12 protein-coding genes and 3 pseudogenes are annotated in these 18958 nt (G+C 67.5%); 10 read left to right on the forward strand and 5 right to left on the reverse strand.

Translation table 11 applies throughout. The features are described from left to right. Window positions 1-25 precede the first annotated feature (25 nt). Entirely contained in the window at window positions 26-223 is a 198-nt protein-coding gene (locus DEJ48_RS09325; protein WP_223831977.1) for a hypothetical protein, read from the reverse strand. 393 nt (window positions 224-616) lie between these two features. On the opposite strand from DEJ48_RS09325, the pseudogene DEJ48_RS40245 reads away from it, so the two are divergent. The 9 genes and pseudogenes from DEJ48_RS40245 to DEJ48_RS09385 form a co-directional block, all read left to right on the forward strand. Next, window positions 617-799 (forward strand): annotated as a pseudogene (locus DEJ48_RS40245) (hypothetical protein); the annotation flags it as partial. A gap of 752 nt (window positions 800-1551) precedes the next feature. Further along, complete coding sequence (locus DEJ48_RS09335; RefSeq protein ID WP_150215712.1) at window positions 1552-2130, forward strand: DUF5994 family protein; 579 nt, start codon at window positions 1552-1554, stop codon at window positions 2128-2130. Window positions 2131-2765: 635 nt separating this feature from the next. Then, window positions 2766-3050 carry a hypothetical protein gene (locus DEJ48_RS09345; RefSeq protein WP_150215713.1) on the forward strand — a complete coding sequence of 95 codons (285 nt, stop codon included), beginning with the start codon at window positions 2766-2768 and terminating at the stop codon, window positions 3048-3050. Further along, window positions 3047-3445: a type II toxin-antitoxin system VapC family toxin gene (locus tag DEJ48_RS09350; RefSeq protein WP_150215714.1), complete on the forward strand. Its 399-nt coding sequence runs from the start codon at window positions 3047-3049 to the stop codon at window positions 3443-3445. Before DEJ48_RS09345 ends, DEJ48_RS09350 begins: the two co-directional genes overlap by 4 nt. Window positions 3446-3673: 228 nt before the next feature. Then, a complete protein-coding gene (locus tag DEJ48_RS09355; protein ID WP_150215715.1) occupies window positions 3674-7138 on the forward strand; it encodes a type ISP restriction/modification enzyme in 3465 nt (1154 codons plus the stop codon). 495 nt (window positions 7139-7633) lie between these two features. Further along, window positions 7634-8743, forward strand: a complete 1110-nt coding sequence (locus tag DEJ48_RS40250) for a hypothetical protein (protein ID WP_223831978.1) — start codon at window positions 7634-7636, stop codon at window positions 8741-8743. A gap of 468 nt (window positions 8744-9211) precedes the next feature. Beyond that, window positions 9212-9415, forward strand: a pseudogene (locus DEJ48_RS40940) (hypothetical protein); the annotation flags it as partial. After that, window positions 9352-9700, forward strand: a pseudogene (locus tag DEJ48_RS09380) (DNA-binding protein); the annotation flags it as partial. The pseudogenes DEJ48_RS40940 and DEJ48_RS09380, both read left to right, overlap by 64 nt. Before the next feature lie 100 nt (window positions 9701-9800). Continuing rightward, window positions 9801-11222 carry a hypothetical protein gene (locus DEJ48_RS09385; RefSeq protein ID WP_150215719.1) on the forward strand — a complete coding sequence of 474 codons (1422 nt, stop codon included), beginning with the start codon at window positions 9801-9803 and terminating at the stop codon, window positions 11220-11222. A gap of 110 nt (window positions 11223-11332) precedes the next feature. Here DEJ48_RS09385 and DEJ48_RS09390 read toward each other — a convergent pair whose 3' ends face one another. From DEJ48_RS09390 to DEJ48_RS09405, 4 genes are all read right to left on the reverse strand, one after another. Beyond that, window positions 11333-13465: a UvrD-helicase domain-containing protein gene (locus DEJ48_RS09390; RefSeq protein WP_150215720.1), complete on the reverse strand. Its 2133-nt coding sequence runs from the start codon at window positions 13463-13465 to the stop codon at window positions 11333-11335. Between the two features lie 20 nt (window positions 13466-13485). Then, a complete protein-coding gene (locus DEJ48_RS09395) occupies window positions 13486-15684 on the reverse strand; it encodes an AIPR family protein (RefSeq protein ID WP_150215721.1) in 2199 nt (732 codons plus the stop codon). Between the two features lie 77 nt (window positions 15685-15761). Beyond that, window positions 15762-17339: a serine/threonine-protein kinase gene (locus DEJ48_RS09400; RefSeq protein ID WP_150215722.1), complete on the reverse strand. Its 1578-nt coding sequence runs from the start codon at window positions 17337-17339 to the stop codon at window positions 15762-15764. A 127-nt stretch (window positions 17340-17466) separates the two neighbouring features. After that, window positions 17467-17967: an ATP-binding protein gene (locus DEJ48_RS09405; protein ID WP_150215723.1), complete on the reverse strand. Its 501-nt coding sequence runs from the start codon at window positions 17965-17967 to the stop codon at window positions 17467-17469. 110 nt (window positions 17968-18077) lie between these two features. Here DEJ48_RS09405 and DEJ48_RS09410 point away from each other — a divergent pair, with 110 nt between their 5' ends. Further along, a complete protein-coding gene (locus DEJ48_RS09410) occupies window positions 18078-18935 on the forward strand; it encodes a helix-turn-helix domain-containing protein (RefSeq protein WP_223831979.1) in 858 nt (285 codons plus the stop codon). Window positions 18936-18958 lie beyond the last annotated feature (23 nt).

Below are 18958 nucleotides of genomic sequence, written 5' to 3' on the forward strand. Positions count from 1 at the left end.
CTGAACGGGATGCGGTCGCTCGTGTTCACGCGCGGCGGGCGGCGAGACGGTCCGGGGTGGGGCAGCGCATGTCCCGGAGCCAGCCGATCACGTCACCCTGGAAGCTCGTCGATCCGGCCACCGCGAGCGCGCTGCGCAGCGGCCCGACGGCCCGGTGGCCGCCGTTGGTCAGGCCACGGCGGAAGCCGACCGTGACGCCGAGGCCCGTTACGGCGTAGAGCACCGCGGCGAGCAGGCCATCGAGGGGATGGATCAGGCCCCCGCGGCCGGACGGCCAGACCGAGTGAGAGACGTGCGCGGTCCTTGACCTCGTTGACGACAGCGCGGCCGGGGTCGTCGGGCACTCTCGCCCTGGTGGGCGCGAGCGGCGGGCGGTCTGCTGGAGCCGAGCGGACCGGCGGCGCGCGAGGCGCCCGGTGGGAGTCGACTGCCCGTTCCTGAGGGGCCGAAACGAGGACGAGACCGGTCCGAACGCCGGAGTACGACGTGCCCTCGACGTTGTCAGCGTACCCCTGCCGCTCGGGACGGCCGCTCGTGCGCATCTGTGGGGTGCGGTGGCCGCCACTGACCGATACCCGTTGGCGGGTTGGCGGGTTGGTCGGTCATGAACTGCTGACTGCTGCTCTCCTACAGCACCGGGCGGTGGGACCTGCTCGTCATCCCGCCCGAGACCGAGGCGAAACCGGCGGCCCGCCTGATGGCGGCCGCGTCCGACTGCGACGGTCCGCCGCTGACCGCGAGCGTGCTCGTCGCCGCGGACCGAGTCGGGCACGCAGCCCCCACGGCCGATCCACGGTAGTCGCCCGACCGTGGTGCCGACCGCCAAGCGGGCCGGCACTTGCCCACAGGGCGACCAGGCACCCGACCACCAACGCACGACGCCGGACACGAGCTCCGCATGATCACCCACACTCGAAGGGCGAGGTCCCCCATGTACGGGCGCCCCGAATGAGCCGGGGGTACGCCCTTCACGGCAGCGGGTACCCGCCCTACGCTGCGTACGAGGCAGATGAGTCAGCCGGCGAGGTGAGCACCGCCGCTGTCCATCGGCCTCCGGCTCCCAGCCCCCCGAGTCGGCGCGGCATCATCGAAGCCCGGCTGGGGCCGTAGCTCCGACAATCGCGGTTCCAGCCTCCGTCCTCCTGACAGGTGCGGGGTCCTCCCGCGACCCCGCTGCCACGGAGGACTCGCGTGGGGACGCGGTGAAGGAGGGGCTCGCATCCTCGCGCCCACGGTCGCCGCCCGGGGGTGCGGCGGCCGTCAGGCTCGATCGTCTGGGACAGGAGTTCCTCCGCTGCCGGCATCCCGCCGAGGGCGCCCGGTGTCCACGCGTTCCGCGGTCATGTGATGCCTGGGAGGAGTGGTGAGACACTCCCCGGGAGCGGAGTGTGTGAACTCGGTTGCTCCACATGGCCCGTTGAGCCCGGACAGGGAGTAGCCTGGAGGTGTCGAGAGCATTTCGCACACTGGCTTCCATGCCGACGTCGTTCTCGACGAGCAAAGACGCCGGGCCGCCGTCCACAGACAGCCGCCTGGGGACGGGTTCGCGTCATGTCCGCGACCATCAGCATTCTTCCACCGCTTCCGCCCCACCCCTCAGCCCCCGCCGTCCGCCTCGCGCTGAAAGCCCCGGGGTCGCCTCATGGCCTGCTGGACGGCGCCTGGTGGCCCCGCTCCCGCGACCTGCTGCGGGAACTGCCCGATCTGACCGACGCGTTGGACCCTCACTGGGGTCGCATCACCCGCATCGCCGTCAATCCCACCCACTGGCCCGTCATCCCGCGCAAGGTGCCCGTCCACGGGCACGTGGTGAAGGTCGGCTGGTTCACGACGGAGCTCGACCCGCACAAGGTCCTGCTGCTCTCCTACACAGTCGGCCGCTGGGACCTCTTGGTGATCCCACCCGGCACCGGCGCCGACGCGGCCGCACGACTGATGGCCGCCGCGAGCGATCCCGGAGGTCCGGCGCTGACCGCGAGCGCGCTGATGGCCGCGGAGGAAGCCCGGCACGGGGACGCGTGCGCCGAACGGGCACAGGATCCTGAGGAGTCGTGGGAGTACGAGGGCGGTGCGTCCTCGACCCACTGCGCCGCCGTGTCCGTGGCCGGCCGTCCGGGAACGGAGCGGTGACCGTCACGGACGCAGCCCTGACCATCAGCGTCATGCTGGTTCTGGTCATGGGCGCGGCGTACGTGATCCAGCGGCTCAACGCCCGGCATGCCGGGCAGATGGTGGCGCCACCCCGCTCCGGCCGGTTGCTGCCCGGCGGCCGGGGCGCTCGGGGCAGCGCCGCGCGACCGGTTCCGGGCCTGCCTGGGCCGTCCACCGTTCCCGAACGCCGCGACCATCGCGACGGAGGACGCGGACGCCTGCGCCCTCGGCGCCGTCAAGGCAGTCCTCACACACCTGAAAGGCTGTCAGGTCTTGGGACGGGCGTGCGTCACACGTGCGTCACGTGCGCCGCTCGTGCGTCAAGGTATCGCCCGTAACGCCCACAGCGCACATCATGCATACTCGACGAAACAGCAGGTCAGCGGCCCTTCTCAGCAGGCTCCAGAATCGCCACGCACTCCACGTGATGCGTCATCGAAAACATGTGAATCGAAAACATGTGAAAGGAAACCGCAGGTCAGCGGCGCATCAGGAGCAAGTCGACCTCGTGGTCAACGTGCGTTGCGTGCGCTAAGGGCTCCACGGGCGATCTCTTGACGCACATCGCCGCCCACGAGGTCGCCATATAGCATTAGAAATGCCATACTCGTGTCATGGCTGACGACGACAGCGACTTCTTCCCCGGCGATGGCCCCAGCAGCGGCATCTCCGTCTCCCTCACCGCCGGCACCCTGCAGGCCATTCGCGAGCGAGTAGGCAAGCGCGGCGTATCCGCGTACCTAGAGAAAGCCGCCCAACGCCAGATCGAGCGCGATAACCTGGACGAGCTGATCGCCGACTTCGAGAGTGTCAACGGTCCCGCCGATCCGGCGGCCGTGGACGCCAAGCGGGCCCGGCTTACTGGTGCCCCCTCCTCCGGGGCCGGTGCGGCCGCGTGAGCGGTGCCCTCATCCTGGACAGCGAGGGCCTGGCCAAGGCCGTCCAGCGCGACCGCGAGGTCCAGGAGTGGCTCACCGCAGCCCGTGACGCCGACCTGCCCGTCCTCACCTCCGCCGCAGTGCTCGTCGAAGTGATCCACCCGAAGATCAACGACGCTGCACTGAAATGGACGCTGTCCCGGCTCCGGGTCGAGCCCGTCACTCAGGCCATCGCCCAGTCGGCGGCGACGCTACTGCGCACAGCCGGACTGCACGGCCACAAACACGCCATCGACGCCATGCTCTGCGCCACCGCCCTAGCGCAGCCCGGGCACGTCACGATCCTGACCTCAGACGTCGAAGACGTCGCCATGCTCACCGCCGTCCACGCCCGGATCACGATCGAGAAGGCCTGACGCAGCCGGAGCCAACCCCTACCCGCAGCACAATGCCACCAGTATCGGAATGGAGTTGGCCACCGGGCCACTAAGGGTGCAGGCGCGACGCCGCCATGAGGCGCGCCGCTGAACCAGGGTTGACACGCACACCCAGCGCCTCGATCGGTAGGCACTCTCGACGGGTAGTGATGTTGCGTTTACCGTAAGTTGAGATGATGCGGGCGCGTGCTGGCCTCGGGGGGCGGGATGCAGCGCAAGGAGCGGTTTCGGAGGATCGTCAGCGAATTTGGTGCGACGTGTAAGCAGGCGTTGCTGCACGGGCAAAAGGAAGCCGCGATCCGCCGAGCAGTCGAAACCCTTCTCGTCGACGCAGCAGGAGTGTTGGGACTGCAAGCGGTCCTGCACGCCGAGGTAGCCATCACCGCGCACCGGATACGCCCCGACCTGGCGGTGCGGATTGGAAAGTCACCGCGCAACATCGTCGGCTACGTCGAGCTGAAAAGCCCCGACAAGAGCACGATCCATCCCAGCGGCCTGAACCAGCGCGACCGCCGTCAATGGGAGGGCATGGCGAAACTGCCCAACCTGATCTACACGAACGGTCAGACCTGGATCATGTACCGCTCGGGTCGGCAGTACGGCGACGCCATCCACTTCAAGGGTGATCTACGCAACGCTGGCTCCCGCCTACGGCTGCCGGTCGCCAGCGAGGCCGCCTTCGAAGCGATGCTTGTCGCATTCTTCGGCTGGCAGCCCCACCCGTTGACGTCAATGCGGGAGGTGGTCGCCCAGGTCGCCCCACTGTGCGCGCTTCTGCGTGATGCTGTTCATGATCGCCTAGATGCCGAAGCGGGCCTTCCACGCCACCAGCGCCCGTTCAGCGACCTGGCCTCCACACTTGAAGTTGATCTCTTCCCGACCACAGATGACCGGGACAAGCGCGCGACATTTGCTGACCGCTACGCACAGTCCGTCACCTTTGCTCTCCTGCTAGCTGGTTCCGACACCACGGACGGCAACGACAAAGCACTGGTCAGCATGAGCCTGCACGAGGTAGGCCGACGGCTTGGGGCTGAGCACTCCGTCATGGGCCGCGCCTTGCAGATCCTCACCGACCAGGTCGAGGGAGAATTCCGCGACAGCCTCGACATGCTCGTCCGCGTAATTGACGCCATCGACTGGGGAATCGCCCTCGCCGGCGAACCTGGCTTCCACATTCATCTCTACGAGCACTTCCTGCAGGAGTACGACGCCGAGCTACGCAAGGACTCCGGCACCTACTACACCCCGGCCCCGCTGGTGACAGAGATGATCCGGCTGGTTGATGAGGTGCTGGCGACCAGTCTGGACTGCCCGGATGGCTTCGCCGACCCCGGTGTGTCCATCATCGACCCGTCGATGGGAACCGGCACCTTCCTCACCGGCATCATCGACCTCGTCGCGCGCAAACAGTCCGAAGGTGGCAACGAAGGCTTCCGCGCCGAATCCGTGCAAGAACTCGCAGGCCGACTGATCGGATTCGAAAAGCAGATGGGTGCCTTTTCCGTCGCTCAGATGCGTGTGGGGCAGATGCTCCGGCACCTCAATGCCCGGGTCCGACTACGCGACATGCGCCTGCACTTGGCCGATACTCTCGCCGACCCGTGGCGACCCAGTGAACTCTTCGATCGCTATGGCGCCTTGTGGGGGCCTTTACGCGACGACGCCGAGGCAGCCAGCACGATTCAACGCAACGAACGCATCACCGTCGTCATCGGCAACCCTCCCCACCGCGAACAGGCAGAAGGTCAGGGCGGATGGATCGAGAAGGGCTCACCGGGCCGCGGCGCCCCGCCCCTGGACGATTTCCGACTGCGCGGTGCAGCAGGCGTGTACGAGAACAAGCTGAAAAGCCTGTGCACCTACTTCTGGCGCTGGGCCACCCACAAGGTCTTCGACCAGCATGGCGATCACCGCCACGGCGTCGTCTGCTTCGTCAGCACCGGCGGCTTCATCCGGGGTGCGGGCTTCCAGGGCATGCGTTCCTACCTTCGGCGCACCTGCACAGAGGGTTGGGTCATCGACCTCACTCCCGAGACCAAAAGGCCCCCGCTCAACAGCCGCTTCTTCCCTGGAGTGCAGCAGGAGTTGGCCATCGCCATCTTCGTCCGCCGGCAAGGCGAGCGAAAAGAGAACTTGGCCCCGATCCACTACGTTGCCGTTCATGGCACCCGACAGAGCAAAGAGGAGCAACTGCATAGTCTGCACATCGACGGTCCCGAGTGGCTCACTTCTCGACCTGTTGAGCCCGTACCTTTCACACCCGCCTCGCGGAGCGGCTGGGATGACTTCCCCGCCCTCACCGAGCTCATGCCCTGGTGCAAGCCGGGCATCAAACCCAACCGAAACTGGGTCATCAGCCCCTCAAGAGTCATCCTGCATCAACGTTGGAACCTCCTTATCCAAGAACGCGATCCCACCAGGAAGGAAAAACTGTTCAAAGCGACCCAGGACCGCACCTTAGACAAGGAAGCCCTCCAAATCCCGGGTCATCCCCACCCACCAACTCTCCTGCGCGTCGAGCAGGGCCCATGTCCCGCTCCCATACGCATCGCGCGCAGGGCCCTGGACCGCCAGTGGCTCATACCCGACGGCCGCGTCATCGACCGCTCCCGCCCCGAGCTTTGGCAGGCCGACATCGACGGCCAAATCTTCGTAGTCGAGCAGCACACCCAACGATTACAGACCGGTCCAGCTCTGCTCTTCACCGCCCTCCTTCCGGACAACGATTACTTCAAGGGAAACGGCGGCCGCGTCCTGCCGCTCCTGCACGCCGACCGAACCCCCAACATCACCCCAGGGCTTCTACCCCACCTCGCCAACTCATACGGCCTACAGCAAGTCCTCCCAAAGGACTTGCTCGCCTACATCGCCGCTGTCACTGCCCATCCAGCCTTCACCGAGCGTTACGCGGACGACCTCAACTCCCTCGGCGTGCGCGTCCCCCTGACCGCCGATCGTGGACTCTGGCACGAGGCAATCAGCCTGGGACACCACATATTGTGGGCCTCAACATTTGGAGCACGCTGCACCAACCCCGCCGACAGTCGCCCGGCCGGCACATCGAACTGGTGGCGGCGCCTATACCCCGAGATCACGTACGCCCGAGAAGTCGCGCCCGATAAGCTCCCTTCGGCCATCAGCTTTGATAGCGAAGGCCAGCGACTTGTCATCGAAGGCGGCATCTTCACCGGTGTCACTCCACGCATGCGCAACTACTCCACGGGCGGGCGCAACGTGCTCGACAGTTGGCTCGCCTACCGCAGCGACCATGCCGCCGGCAAAGTAACCAGTGAACTCGACTGTGAACGCCCCGAGCGATGGGAACCCGACTGGAGCCGGGAACTCGTCGAAGTCCTCGCCGTACTCAGGCATCTCACAGCCCTGGAACCTCAGCAGGCAGAACTCCTCGACCACATTGCCGCCGCCCCCATGATCGACGTCGCTGAACTCACCCGCCGCCATATCCTCCCGGTACCTGAGCGTGCCCAGCGCGCTCACACCGATCAAGATCATGCATTTCTGCCCGGCATGGACACAGTCGATGGCCAACCGCCAAATCCTGTTGAGCCTCTGTCTCTCCCTAACGACCCCGCAGATACCACTCCACCCACGTCGCACTCACCTACACACCCCATCCCGCGCGCTCGGCGGCGTCGCGGTCCGGCCTGACTGATGGCGCTCAGCCGAGGAGGATGGTCTGTGGGAACGCTGGCTCACCTGGCTGTTCGCCCCTGACCAAGCCGTCCGGTGCTTCGCCGGAAAGCTGTAGACGAGCCACCCAACACATCTCATCCGAACGAGGGCCCCCGACGGCTGCCCCGAATTCCCACGGAAACGACGGGCATTGTCTCCAGGGCAGCACGACCGGGAACCACAGGAGAACCACATGCAACAGGCCCTCAACGAACGGCAGCAGGCCGTGCTCGACTGGGTGGGCCAGGGATGTCCCGATGGAGTCTGGCCGGGCAGCACATACAAGGTCAGCGCGCAGGCCCTGCAAAACCGAGGGCTCGTCAAAATCGCCAAACGCCGGGGGATTGGAGCGCCCACCTCACCGTCAAAGGGCGGCAGCACCTCACCGAACGCGGCATCCGCCCCATGGATCAGACAGCTGAACCACCTAAGCGACCCGACCGAAAGCCAGCGCCGCCGCGGCCCAAGACAGTGCCGAAGGCCCGCACAAGCTACGCGGACCATCTCCTCGAAGAACTGGCCGCGAACGATGGCTGTCTCGTCAAGCCCCTCGAATCCGGCCCGCACGCAGTGAATTGGGCGTCACGGGTCAGTGCCGCCCGGAGGTCCGGCAAAATCCCTCACACGCAGGCGCTCTACGGCTACCGCACGCACCGCGGCTACGAAATCAAGCTCGTCGACATCCCCGCCTGGCGCCTCACCGAACTCATCCTGCTGCCCGTGCCGGTCAGACTCACCAAACCCCACTCCATCGTGGCCGCCCTTCAAAAGCTGCCACAGCCCATGGGTCTGACCAAACTCGTCCAAGGCCGAGCCCTGCGCATCCTCCAGGCCCTCGTCACCGCGACCGAAACACATGGCCACAAGGCAGCACTCGGAACCACCCAGGGCGCTCCCCCACCCCATCGGCGCCGCAAAGCACCACTGCACTTCACCATCACCGCCCAAGGCGAAAGCGTCGGATTCCTCGTCCTCCAGGAACAGGACCGCAGCGAACACGTCCCCACCGACAAAGAACTCGCCGACGCCAAGAAGTACTCATGGATGCGCGTCGCCCGCTTCGACTACACGCCCTCAAACCGCCTGCGTTTCACGCTCCGAGGCGGCAACCCACACCGCGCCAGCGAATGGGCCGACCTCCCCGACCGGCCGCTGGAAGACCAACTCGCCGAAATCGCGCAGGAAGTCGACCTCCGTGGCGAAGCCGCCGAACGCAAACGCCTCGCAGACCAGCGAACCCGAGAGGAGCAGCAGCGGCGCTGGGAGGCCGCCATGCAGGAAGCCCGCGCCGCGTACGCCCACGCCTATCGCGTCAAACACCTCGACGAACAAGCAGACGCCTGGCACCAGACCAAGCGCCTGAACGAATACGTCACAGCGGTGCGCAACCACGCCACATCACTGCCACCTGGGCAGGAAAGGACCGAGATCGAGGCGCGGCTCGCCTTCGCGGATGCCCGCCTCCAGCACCTCGCCGAGTCCACCGCAGCGCCGAAGCTGCCCACCCCACCGAAGCCCAGCGGCGACGACCACAAGCCTTTCCTCGGCCACTGGAGCCCGCACGGGCCCCGCTCCTACTAAGCCCCAAACCAGGCCATAACCGACGACCCTTGACCCAAGAGATAGCGAAGAAGGAACCCGACAGGCTCCACCCGACGCACCGCCACCTGCAAGAACGACCGCCTGACGCCTCATCAGAACGTGCGTCAAACGGGTCTCACGTGCGTCGAATATGCGTCAAGATATCGCCCGTAACGCTTACAGCGCACATAATGCACACTCGGCGAAACCACAGGTCAGGCGCCCTTAGCAGCAGGCTCCAAAATCGCCACACACTCCACATGATGCGTCATCGGAAACACGTCAACAGAAATCATGTCGAAGAAAATCGCAGGTCAGAGCCTCACGTGACGCAAATCGGACTCAAGATCAATGTGCATTGCGTGCGTTATGAGCGCTACGGGCAGCTCTTGACGCACGCCGCAGCGGCCCCAGACGGGCCGCCGTTGGATATCTCACCGCATGAGCTCGCAACGTGGCCACGGCTGGGCTCGCGAGATCGAGCGCGACAACCTCAACGAACTCATCACCGTCGCTGAGGATGAGCACGGACCCGTCACGGGCGAGGAGACCCAGGCCTCGCGCGACAGAGCACCCAGGCGCGACGCGATCAGACGGGCACGGAGCGGATGCCGGATGCCTCGCGGGACCCGCTCCCCGGCGGCAATCTCGTCCTGGACAGCGAATGCCTAGCCAAGGCCGTCCTGCGCGACCTTACGGTCATCGCCTAGCTCACCCTGGCCCACACCGATGGCCTCTGCCGGAGCACCTCAGCGTCCACCCTCGTCGAAGTGGTCCACGCCGCATCAACCGCCCGACCCTGGAGTGGCCACTCCCCTGCCTCGTCGTGGAGCCGATCACCGAACTGATCGCACGCCACGCCGCCACTGCATTGGCCGCCCCGGGCCGGTCACAATCCTCACCTCCAACCCCGAGGACCTCACCGCGCTGTGCGGCACTCGCGTCACCGTCATCAAACATCGCCGCCCTCGGGCCGACACCCCCTCAACACCCCACCCCAGAGCCGCCAACCACAGAGGACCATTGCGACCTGAACCTTGACCGATAGAGTCCGCACGTGGCCTTCATCGTGACTCTGAGTTCGGAAGAACTCGATGCCAATCAGGACAAGTTCAGAATTGAGCAACGCCTGACCAAGTCCCGCCCAAAGAGCCTGAAACTCGACGCGGCTCTCGACGGACCACCCATCGTTCTCTTGATCGGCGAGACCCCAGCCCAACCCGACCGCGAACGATCACGGTGGCTCGCGTGGATAGGCATCGTGGCTCGACACGGCACTGTGGGGGCTGTCGAGAAGAGCATCACCGTCGATCCGCTTCGGGAATGCTTGGAGACCATTCCACTCGATGGCTCTGAAGGCTTGCTCCGTGATCTGCCAGGTCCGCTGCGCCAGGAGTTCGACCAGGCTTCGCTGCTGGGCGCAGTCGGCGCCTGCAGCGACGCCGTATCGCAGTCACTTGAACGCGCGCTACGTGCAAGGTGGCACAGGCTTGGCTCCCTCCTCGACTGGCTGATTGCCCAAGCGGACCCTCCTGTTTTTGGAGACAGCCCTGCCGACCTGTCATGGCAGGAGCAGCGCGACGCTACGGGCAGCCTGCTACGCATCGCCGACTTCCCGCTCGCCGCACTCGCCGCATGGCAACGCCCTCGATCAGTAGACGCCCCCTACACCGCCGGGCTGATTCCACAACCTGTAGAGCACAGCCTGATCGACTACGACGTCCGCGTCGCAGGCGAGGCGTTCGGGATGTTCAGCGAGTGGCGACACGGAGACACGGTCCGCTGTGACATTCACGTACTCCACGACGCATCTGGACGGCGGCTCGAGGTCGTCAACGTCAATGCCACGCCGGTGGAATCGCGCCTCGGCACTGACATGCTCTACTACCACGAGCCGACCAAGAGCTTTGTCTTCGTTCAGTACAAGCGGCTCGGTCCGGATGCTCGATCGATCTACGTGGACGCGCGCCTAAGAAGCCAACTCGACCGGCTTGAAGAAGTGGCCAGGCTGAGTAGGCCTCCGGCACAGCCCAGCGAGTGGCGTCTCGGAAATGACCCCTGCTTCGTGAAGCTCGCTCATTGGCCCCAGGGGGCCAGTAGGCAGCCGGTTCAAGGGCTCGCTCCGGGCATGTACTTACCCGTCTCGTACATCCGGCTCCTACTCGATGACGACTGCACGCGCGGCAAGCGGTCGGGCAGCGACACGCGGATCCTCGGATACAACCAGATCGAACGGCATCTCACGGGGACCCAGTTCATCGATCTAGTCAAGCACGGGCTCGCCGGAACTATCGGCACCACCAGGGAGCAGCTGTACGCCTTGGTCAAGCAGCGTGTTGATGATGGCCACAGCGTTGTCGTGGCTACGGAATCAAGCGATGAGTCAGTGCGTGCCCGCCAGACACGCACTCGTGACCGGGGCGCCAAACGGCGAACCTACCTCCACAGCACGTACAAGCAGGGTCCGCCAGCGGGCTGAAAGCCCTTCGCACTACTGTCTCGCCGGACGAGAGCCACAGGCAGCGACTCCGTCGTCATCGGAAACGCCGCGGACGGGGTCTGGCCTTCGCTGCAGGTATCCGTTCCGGCTCACAGTCCGGTCGTCGACAGGAAAGGACTGGGCTCCCCTGCCCAGGACACGTACAGGCCGTCGCGGGCCCGAGTGCAGGCGACGAACAGCAGGCAGCGCTCCGCCAACAGGTCGGCCTCGTGCTGGAGACGGTCGACGTCCACCGGCGTCACCGCCTTGGGAAACGGCACGGCGCCGTCATGGACGCCGACCACCGCGACGCATCGATACTCCAGGCCCTTGAACGAGTGCATGGTGCCGACGTTCACCGCGTCTACCGCCGCCGGCCGGTCCGCCCGCAGTCGCTGAGCAGGGATACCGGCCGCCGAGAGACGCGCGGCAACGTGGTCGCAGGTCCGGTTGAAGCGGGCACTCACGCCGATGTCACCGGGGGCAATGCCGTCCTCCAGCCAGCTGCGAACGCGTGCGACGAGCGCTGTCAGCTCCGCCTCCGCGGAGCCGGCCGCATGGGTCTCGGGGCCGCTCCCGTGCAGCGCCGAACGGTACCCGAGTAGCGTTTCGTGACGAGCGTCGTCCTCAAGCTCCGCGAAGGGGCGCCCAATGAGGAGCGCGGTGGACCAGCTCAGGATCTCGTGCGTGGAGCGGTAGTTCTTGCGCATCTTCGTTGCCCGCCCCGCGACCTTGATCCCGACCGACTTCAGGGAGACCTTGCTGTCGTAAATCCGCTGGTGCGGGTCTCCCGCGATGAACAGGTCGTCCGGGCGCACCGGGGCGGCGGCGCGCAGTAGGCGCCACTGGGCGGGGTGCAGGTCCTGGGCCTCGTCGACGACGACGTGCCGATAGCACGGCCCGGCCCGCTCCAGCAGGTCCGCGGCCTCCGTGCAGGTGCCCAGGTAGGTCCGCAGCCCGTCGGAGGCCAGCCGGGCGGTGAACTCCTCGACGGCGCCCCACACCAAAGGTCGGGCCGCCCCGGGCAGCGCGCTGCCCCGCCCTTTGCGCTCGGCGGCTTCGTACTGCTCGTACGTACGCAGGTTCTGGGCGAGGACGACGTGCCTGTACTCCTGGGCGAGGAACTGCGGGCTCCCGGTGAAGCCTGCGGCCCGGGCGGCCTGCTGCCAGCGGGCCGACTCCTCGTCGGCGCGCAGGGGCCGACGCGACGTGGACAGCACTCGCCCGGCGAACGCGTCGACGGTCATGATGTCCACCCGGTCCCGGAGTGTCACGTCGTCGACGAGCTCGGCGAGGCCCGCACGCAGGGCGGCCACCAGTGCGTTGGTGTATGTGGTGAGCAGGATGCGGTCGCCGTCACGCAGGTGGCCGAGCAGGTGGCGTACGCGGTGCAGGGCGACGACCGTCTTGCCCGTGCCAGGGCCTCCGGTGACCTGGGCCGGGCCGGAGTAGGAGGCCCGGTAGGCCACCCGGTGCTGAGACGGGTGCAGGAAGACCCGCCACGCGGCAAAGGGCTTGTCGAGGATCTCGCGGAGCTCGTCCGATCCGGTGACCAGGGCGATGCGGGTGCGGGTATGCCGGATTGCGGTCTCGTAGTCGCCGGGGTTCACGGGCTCCGAGCTGTCGGCGGCGGCCAGGTTGACGGCGACCACCTCGCGCCACACGTCCTCCACGGTGAAGCCGGCGGCCAGGTACTCCAGAACCTCCCGCTGGTCCTGGGGGAAGAACGGCGCGAAGGCCTCCAGCTGCTCCGCACTGGTCAGGACCCGAGCCTGGCGCAGGGTCGTCCCGTCGATGCCGAGGGCAGCGAGGTCTCCGTCCGAGAACCGGGCGAAGAGCCGCTGCTCGGCGGCAGGGGCGATCCGCTCGTATGCGGGGGTGAGCTCCTCCAGGACGGCGATGTCGCGGATCTCGACGGCCCGGGTGACCGTGTTGATGCTCGCCTTCTGCTTGACGGCCCAGGCGTTGGCCTCGTCGTGCGGCAGCACGCGCAGCAGGACGTACGTGTCCCCGCTGTCGGGTGCCAGCACGACCCCTCGGGTGCCGCGATCGATCCGGATCGTCCGGATGTGCGGGTCCCGGGCGCCTTTGAGCGACTCCAGCTTCAGGCCGGGATCCTTGAACAGCTGGTCCAGGGTGAGTCGCTCGAACTTCTCCCAGGCGTCGAAGACCCCCTTGCGGACCGTGCCCTGGAGTTTGGGGAGCTGGGAGCAGAAGGCGATGTCGAAGGCGAGGCGGGGCATGGCGGGCTTCTCTCCCGTGGTTACTGGTCGGTCTCGTCCTCATCCTGGCGGCCCGGTTCGTCGGACTCGTCCGGCTCCTCCAGGTCGCCCAGCGTCCGCCACGCGAGATCGGCGAGGGTGTCCCCCGATGAGGTGACCCAGCGGGCCGTGCCCTGGTTGGCCACGGGGCGTTCCTCCCATGCGGCCTGCTCCCACATGAGGGTGATCAGTCCGGAAGGCGAGTACTGCTTGCCGTCGGGGGCCCAGACGATGGGCTTCGTCCGGTGGTTGGTCCATGTGGCCCGGGATCGCTGCGGGTCTTCCGCCAGCCAGTCCCTGAGCGCGTCGGCTTCCGTCGGGTAGGCCGTGCTGAGGGCGAGCGGCTCGCCCTCGGGCAGTACCCGCTTGTCGACGAGGATCTGGACGGCGTTGGGGCGGCGACGCTTGCGAGTCGGTCGGACGCGGCGGTACGTGTCCGGAGCGGAGCCGTCCTTGCCCTCTGCCATGGCCTCCACGACCCGTTCGGAGACCTCTCGGCACCGGTCGACGTCCGCACATACGGCTCGGATCTGCGGGCGCCGCTCGGAGAGCCCGTCGATGACCTGCATGGTGACGGGCAGCAGCCGCTCGACGATCTCCTTGGTTTCCGCCTTGGCGTCGCCGGCCCAGGTCAGCTTGGTGTCGGGCTCGTCGATCCCCTCGGTGTCGAGGAGCCGGAAGACCAGATGGGCCAGCAGGTACGTGCCGTGCTCCGTCAGCGCGGCGGCCCTGCCCTCATAGCGCTTACGGAGGTCGAGAAGGGAGCGGCGCACCTCCCGGACCACCTGGACAGCGTTCCACAGCAGGTAGACACCCGGCCTCGGGCGGAACAGCACGTCATAGACCCCCTGCGGGCCACGCTCCCACAGCGGGTCGAGGGCGAGCGCGATCCGGGCCGCGTACTGGCTGTCGGCATGGGCGCAGGCCAGAGCAACGGCCGCCTCGACCACGGTGCAGCCGGACTCCTCGGGAAGGTCGACCTCGCTGCGCTGCACCCCGTATTCCAGGCCGAGTTCCGCCCGCATCTCGTCCAGGATGTCCCCCTGTACGGGATCGAGGGCGACGAAGTCGCGGTCGCCCACGCTGTTCTGGCGGTTGGTGGCGCGCGTGGTGTCGCTGGCGAACTCCTGGGCCGCGTGCGTGACGATGATCCGTACGCCTATCTTCGCCTCGGCCGCCGCGTCCTCCTTCTGCAACGCCTCGGCCACCGCGCGCACGGTCTGGGCGCCGTTCACCACGCTGGCGTTGTGCAGGGTCAGCATCAGGGGCTTCTGCTGGGGAGCACGTGCCGACCGTTCAACCTTCTCCACACGATCGCAGAGCACGGTGATGCCGTTGTTGTAGTACCAGAAGTTGGCCGGCTCCTCGGTGAGGGTGGCGATCAGTGAGTTGTTGATGGGCGTCCGGCCCAGGGGCTTGCGGATGTTCAGGTTGAACAGGTTCGTCCCATGCTGCTCCGCCCAGTCGGCGACCTGCTCGGCGTCTACGACTCCCTGGTAGGACTCGTACAACGCGTCGGATCCCATGCCGAACCAGGGGAACAGCTCGGCGGACAGGACCACCGGCTCGGGTGCCTGGTCGGCTCGTACGGAAGCCCAGATCTCCGGAGCCAGGATGATCCGGTGGCCCAAGACGTCGCCGTACCGGTTGAACTCCTCCTCCCCGTTCTTGATCGCCTGCATGAAGCCGTCGCCGGGCATGTCGGGCCGCATCATCACCACGACCTGGGTGACGGGGACGGTCCCCCGGTCCATGACGGATTTGGCGTACTCGGCCAGCCTGCGGCCCCGCGGGTTGAACGGGGCGAAGTTCTCCTCGTCGATGAGCCTGAGGCCCGCGAGGAGCTCGAGTACGGCCTCGCGCTCGCCCTTGGCGTATCCCTTCGCGCTCCACTTGCTCTGGACGAGGTACACGTGCGGCTTGGCCCCCTCGACCACCGCGATCGCGTCTATGCCCTGGTCGAGGTCCCCGTCGATGACGGTGGCTGCGGCTTCCTCCGGGCTGAAACCGGCGACGATCCGCACGGCCTGCGCGGCCAGCGCCCTGGAGGTGCGGCGCGTCTCGAACGCCTCCCCCGAGCACTTGGCCGCCAGGTCGCTGGTGTCCAGCAGATCGCCGTACACCTTCTGGAGGGCGTTGGCCACCTGCCTCACCTGGGTGTTGAGATCAGGCTGGCCGCCCTTGGGCTGCTGCGCGTTCATGCTCTTGTTCCCTCCCCTTGGCGGAACCGACAGGCCCCGCCACCTTGCTGGCCCCCGAACCGCCTGCCGAACGGCGTTCAGGGTGCCTGGCCGTCCAGATCCAGCCGTATCAGCGACAGCGCCTCGGCAATCTCCGCTGTCAGCTCGTCCGCGGGCCCGTAGACGACGTTCAGGTCGCCGTGCAGCGGTTCGAGCACGAACAGGGCATCAGCCGCGCGGCCCTGGGCGAGCAGCAGCATGCCGATGTCACGGCGCAGTTCGAGGGCTTCCTCACTGGCATCGCTGTCCACGGACCGGACGATGGCCAGCACTGATTCCAGTGCCGTGAGCGCCTCCGTCACCTGACCGAGTTCGGCGCGGCAGCGGGCGGCCTGGGCACGGCAGGCGCGGGCCCGCGCGCTCGTGGGCCCCGCGATGCGCCCGTACGCGTCGGTGAGCGCATTGAACTCGGGCAGGGCGGCGCGGTAGTCCCCGCCCAGGAGCCGGATGGCCGCTCGCTGGGTGCGCAGTTCAAGCACCTGCCGGTTGTCGGTGCCGAGGCCGCGGGCGGCCGGTTCGATGACCTCGCTCAGCACCTCCGCGGCCTGCGCGAACCGCTCCTCTTCCAGGAGGGCGTCGGAGTGCGCGTACGCCTCCTTGATGTCCGCCCTGAGTCCGTCCGGTACGGGCACGGGCGCGGGGGCCGGCTCCCCGGAAGGCGCCTGGGCGGCCACCGGCCGGGGGCGGGAGCGGGGCGCGTACGGGTGGCGGAACAGCCCGGTCGGGTCCGGCGCTCCGGCCGGGCCGCTCTCGCCGGGCGCCGGTTCCTGGCCTGCCTGCGGGAGGAACGGCCGCAGCCGCTCGTACACCTCCTGGACGTCGGCGGGCCTCGCCTCCGGGGCCTTACGGAGCAGGTGCAGGACGAGGTTTTCCAGGGCGGCCGGGACCTCGGGGCGCATCTGCCGGAGAGGTGTGGGGGCTGCGCTGACGTGCTGGTACATGAGCGCGAACTCACTGTCCGCCTGGAACAGGGCGTGTCCGCAGAGCAGTTCGTGCAGGACGCAGCCGAGTGCGTAGAGGTCCGTCTGCGGGGTGACACGTCCGCCGCGGACCTGCTCGGGTGCCATGTACTGGGACGTCCCGATCGGGCTTCCGGTCGCGGTCAGCTTGGTCGCGTCGGTGCGCAGGATGGCCGCGATGCCGAAGTCCAGGACCTTCACGGTCCCGTCCCGGGCGACGAGGACGTTGCCCGGCTTGAGGTCCCGGTGGATCACCGGGACCTCGTGGGCGTGCGAAAGCACGGTGGCCACCTGCGCGGCCACGGCCACAGCCCAGCTCACCGGCAGCGGCCGGGCCGGGTCCACGTAGCCGGACAGCGGAACGCCCTCGACCAGCTCCATGACGAGGAACAGACGCTCGTGGGTGTCGTCGAGAACGGCGTCGTAGACCTGCGGCACGCCGGGGTGCTGGATACGGGCCGTGATCCGGGCCTCACGCCGGAACCGCTTGGCCAGCTCGTCCGCCATCTGCGGAGAGGTGACGGCCTGGGGCCGGATGAGCTTCACAGCGACGGGCCGGTCGAGTACGGCGTCGTAGCCGCGCCAGACGTCGCCCATGCCGCCGTGGCTGAGCTCCTCCAGGAGTTCGTAACGTCTGGCAATCACCTGCTGCGGCACCGTGCCCCCGCCCCGTCGTGTTTCTGTCGCCGACGTGCGTACCGAGGTGGTGTCGGCCGGCCCGACATGTCGGGACCAGTGTGGTGGGGGTGGCGATCTTCCGTCCAGGGGAGGGCGGGAACGTCTGTCACATATGGCCGAGAACTGCCGTTGCGTCCCGGCTCCGCCGGTCGCGCTCGGCCCACACGATCTTGCCGGGCGCCCCGTCGGGGCGCGGGCCCCAGCCCCAGCGGTCGGCGAGGGCAGCGACGAGGAGCAGGCCGCGACCCTCGGTACGGTCCGGGCCGGGGAGGCACGGTGCGGCCACGGGCGTCCGCTCGCCACGGGTGTCGGTCACCTCGATCCGCACGGGAGCGATGGGCTGCGCGGGCACGGTGAGCCGTACGTGGAAGTCCCGGCCGGGCACGCGGCCGTGTTGGACGGCGTTCGCGCTGAGCTCGGCCACGAGGAGGACGACCGCGTCGTGCGCCTCGGTACTGTACGGGATCCCCCAGGCGTGCAGCCGCTCCGCGCACAGCCGGCGGGCGAGTCGGGCGCCGCGGGGCGTAGAGGTGAACCGCATCTCGAAATGGTGGGTGGGCATGGCCGGTTGGGTGGGGGTGCTGGTACTGGCGGGGTTGCTCGTCATGGCTCCACGGTGAGCCGTGGTGGCGTAGCGTAACCATGGGTGACGCGCCGTCGCGTGCCGCTTGTACGCGGGCGGGCGGTGCGGTGTACGCACGCGGAGGGGTGGCGGCGGTGCGGGACGATGACGCGGAGGCCGGGCGGGAGCCGGTGGGACAGCGCCCGGAGGACGAGCCGGGACAGGGCGTGGTCACGGCGTTCGGGCAACAGCTGAAGCTGTTCCGGACCCGGGCGGGGCTGGAACGTGCGGAGTTCGGGAAGCTGGTGGGGTACGCGGCACAGTCGATCGCGTCGTTCGAGCAGGGACGGCGCATCCCGCCGCCGAGGCTCATCGACCAGTCGGACGACGTACTGGACGCGGGTGGTGTCCTGAAGGCACTGAAGGAGGAGGTGGCGCGGGCGCAGTATCCGGCGTTCTTCCGGGACGTGGCGAAGCTTGAGGCCGAGGCGGTTGAGCTGCACGTCTACGACACTCACGTGGTCAATGGCTTGTTGCAGACCGAAGAGTACGCGCGAGCAGTTTTCCGGATGCGGCGCCCATTGCTGGACGAAGACACCACCGAGCAGAGGTTGTCAGCACGGTTGGGGCGCCAGGAGATCTTCTCGCGTCGGAGGCTGCCGACGCTCAGCTTCGTTATCGAGGAGTCGGTGCTGACACGACCCATCGGAGGCCGAGAGGTCATGAGGGGCCAGCTGGAACAGGTCCTGCTGCACGGCCAACGTCGGAATGTCGAGATCCAGGTCATGCCCAACGAACGCGAAGAACACAGCGGACTCGCAGGCCCTTTCACCTTGATCGAGACGAGCGAGGGGCGCTGGATCGCCTACGTAGAGGTGCAGAAACACAGCCGCCTCTACACCGACCGCGAGACAGTCAGGGAAATGGAAGTGCAGTACGGCATCCTGCGGGCGCAGGCGTTGACGCCGCGCGAATCCCTGACCTTCGTCGAGAAACTGCTGGGAGAGAGATGAACGACAAGATACCCGAGCCGCGT

This window comes from Streptomyces venezuelae, assembly GCF_008642315.1.
Lineage (GTDB): Bacteria > Actinomycetota > Actinomycetes > Streptomycetales > Streptomycetaceae > Streptomyces > Streptomyces venezuelae_D.

Excerpts from the sequence above, each read along its gene's own strand:
- DEJ48_RS09335 (WP_150215712.1), top strand. The coding sequence starts at position 1,552 with ATGTCCGCGACCATCAGCATTCTTCCACCGCTTCCGCCCCACCCCTCA.
- DEJ48_RS09405 (WP_150215723.1), bottom strand. The coding sequence starts at position 17,967 with ATGACGAGCAACCCCGCCAGTACCAGCACCCCCACCCAACCGGCCATG.
- DEJ48_RS09355 (WP_150215715.1), top strand. The coding sequence starts at position 3,674 with ATGCAGCGCAAGGAGCGGTTTCGGAGGATCGTCAGCGAATTTGGTGCG.
- DEJ48_RS09345 (WP_150215713.1), top strand. The coding sequence starts at position 2,766 with ATGGCTGACGACGACAGCGACTTCTTCCCCGGCGATGGCCCCAGCAGC.
- DEJ48_RS09395 (WP_150215721.1), bottom strand. The coding sequence starts at position 15,684 with ATGAACGCGCAGCAGCCCAAGGGCGGCCAGCCTGATCTCAACACCCAG.
- DEJ48_RS09390 (WP_150215720.1), bottom strand. The coding sequence starts at position 13,465 with ATGCCCCGCCTCGCCTTCGACATCGCCTTCTGCTCCCAGCTCCCCAAA.